We start from the raw sequence: 2,818 nt of genomic DNA on the forward strand, positions 1-2,818 counted from the left end.
TTTCCATTTATTTCGAAGGAAGACTCGATGATATAATCAAACTGTAGGATTTAACACTGACACAGAATTTTGAACGCCCTCATGCTGAAACCAACCCTGCTTTGTGTGCTGCAATCTTGGCAGACTTCTGTCATGCGTATCGTAAAAATTCGGCACATGGCCCAAATTTACTTTTGACATATATAGCCTTGCCTGTAACGTTCTCTGATGATTTGGCAGCAACGTTTGAAAAAACCAATGAACGCACCGGCTTTCTTGAGTGGTTAGACCGGAATCCGATAATACTTTCTGGACTTTCTCGACGTATTAACGGGACATTATGGATTACTTCGCAAGCAATTCAGTATGGTTGTTTATATAAATTACTTCAACTCAACAATGATGGTTCACTTTGTTCAGCAACCAATATACTGCCAACAAAAATAAAAAGAATGGAAGATGGTACGGCTAATCCGGTTTTCAGACGAGCTCGGTTATTTGGTAGTTGGTGTGCACAGATGGGTTCCCCACGTGCAATCATTGAAGCATTAGGAGTTTCAGTATGACAACTCGTTGGAATATATCAAAGATTTTCTTTATTGGTGTCGAAGGCGCATTTCGAGAGATCTCACTAGACGCGGGGAAAGTCAATATTATTACTGGTGCCTCAGGGACAGGAAAATCAGCCATTATCAAAGCAATAGATTATTGTCTGGGGTCTTCGAAATGTGAACTTCCAATTTATGTTTGTCGCCACTGTCTTGCTGTTGGTGTGAAATGGGTTTGCCAAGATAATGAAGTTGTAGTTTGCCGCCTTATCCCTATACCGCCCAAAGTGCACTGTGAATGCATGTATATTACAACAGGGCGTAAATTAAAAATTCCTCAAAATATCGATCAGTTTGAAGGACAAACGACCCTCAGTGCGGCGAAGCATATTCTGGAAAGAGCCTTCGGTATCGGTGATATTGAAAGAGATACCCCTTTAGGTAAAGAATCATTAGTCCGGCCAACAATACGTCACATCACACCCTATATATTTGTTACAAAAGACATTATCGATAATGAAAAAGTCCTTTTACATGGTTTAGATGATCCTTACGAAAGCAGAGCAATTGTTGCAACAATGCCGTATTTTCTTGGCATTAATACAGAAAAATCTGCTATTGCTGAACAACAATTAAAAAAATTAAAAAAAGAATTGGAAGTCGAACTCACGCGTGAAGAGGCACGTCGTTCAAAAGATAGCTTATTTAGGCAACGCGCAAGGATTTTATTAACTGAAGCAAATGAAATAGGCTTAGCTGATGCCATATTGGAGGACGCTGACGAATTGACGTTACTGGAATCACTGAAAGCCATTGCGAAGAAAGAAAACATCATAGCTCAATATCCTGACGACAACGTACTTGGCGAATTGCATGAACGTCGCAGCTTAACTTTATCGAAATTAAATCAAGCGAAACGAAAATATAAAGCCTTGCAGATAGCTACCCGAGAATCGGAAGGTTATCAGAAGACCGTTGATCGTCAATTGAATAAATTGAAAATAGCTGAGCATTTGAACCTTGGAGAAATTCCAGAAAGATGTCCTGTATGCAACACAGCTACTAGTATCGCTAAGGATGCAGCACTATCCTTGCAACAGACTATCGAGATAATTCGTTCTGAAAGTAGCTCAGTAACTCATATTACTCCCTATTTAAATGAACAATTGCTGTCTCTTGATGACTCTATCCAAACACTCAGTAAAGAACTTCGAGAGATAGATGCGGGGATAACATCATTACTTAATCGGATTGAAGAAGGAAAGCAGTTAAAAAGCCTATCTGAAATGCAGGCTTACCTAAAAGGAAAAGTAGGCTTTTTCCTGGATACAGTAGATGATCAGTTACTAACGCCAGCTAAAGATCTAAGTAAACTTTATGCAGAGATAGCTGAACTTGAAGGTCAGATAGATGCGGATAGCAACAAGCGGCTTCGACTAGATAGGGCTGAATCATATATATCCCAATTTGCCTCAGAGTCATTTAAACAACTTCCTACTGAGCAGCCGTGTCAGAATGCCGATTTAAGGTTTTCCATTCGTACCCCCAAAGTGACACTTATGGAACCTGGTGCAGATGGAGCGATTCTGCCCATGACTGCAATTGGTTCAGATCAAAATTACTTGGCTCTACATATTTCTTTATCCTTTGGACTTCAACGGTACTTTGAACAAGAGCGTTTACCAGTTCCCGGACTTCTCGTTTTAGATCAAATCAGCCGCCCATACTTTCCTAATCTTAAAAATGACTATACTGGTGGTATTGACGAAAATAGTAATAATAAAGATGTAGTCCAAATTGGTGCAGAGGACGAAGATTTTCAAGCCATGAGACGCCATATTAAATTTTTATTTAACGAAATTGAGAACAGGGAAGGACTTCAAGTAATACTACTTGAACATGCATATTTTTTTGACGATCCTCGTTATGTGGAGGCTACAAAAGAACATTGGACACGTGAGTCAGGTAAGACGCTGATTCCTACTGATTGGAAAAGACGGTCAAGCTGAGTCACAAGGCCATTTGCATGATAAAGTCATTTGCGCAAGGCGAAAGATGGGCTTGAGTGCCCTCTAACTCTGGCGATACTCCAGATACTCAAGCCCTTCCAACTTAAAATTGGTATATTCACCCGACTTATGCTGATACGGGCCAACAGCAGACAGTATATAGTCGCTCCTGAATTACCAGCAAGTAATTGAAAATATACAATAAATACTGAGTTTATGTTATAATTCACTGCAATAAATCTGTTCAAATACCAAGAAAACCTTGCAGTTATGAAGCCGAAA

Annotated in this window: 3 protein-coding genes; 2 read left to right on the forward strand and 1 reads right to left on the reverse strand. The window is 39.7% G+C overall.

What is annotated here, in order from left to right; genetic code table 11:
* The first annotated feature begins 101 nt into the window (after window positions 1–101).
* Together Q384_RS13475 and Q384_RS10760 are read left to right on the forward strand one after the other, a co-directional pair.
* Complete coding sequence (locus Q384_RS13475; RefSeq protein ID WP_281174542.1) at window positions 102–545, forward strand: three component ABC system middle component; 444 nt, start codon at window positions 102–104, stop codon at window positions 543–545.
* Entirely contained in the window at window positions 542–2,536 is a 1,995-nt protein-coding gene (locus tag Q384_RS10760; protein WP_037588028.1) for a DUF3732 domain-containing protein, read from the forward strand. Before Q384_RS13475 ends, Q384_RS10760 begins: the two co-directional genes overlap by 4 nt.
* Before the next feature lie 26 nt (window positions 2,537–2,562).
* On the opposite strand, the gene Q384_RS13830 is transcribed toward Q384_RS10760, so the two are convergent.
* Window positions 2,563–2,818: hypothetical protein (locus Q384_RS13830; protein ID WP_211251107.1), on the reverse strand; the 256-nt coding region annotated here is incomplete at its 5' end.

It is taken from the genome of Stenoxybacter acetivorans DSM 19021, from assembly GCF_000745895.1.
Taxonomy (GTDB): domain Bacteria; phylum Pseudomonadota; class Gammaproteobacteria; order Burkholderiales; family Neisseriaceae; genus Stenoxybacter; species Stenoxybacter acetivorans.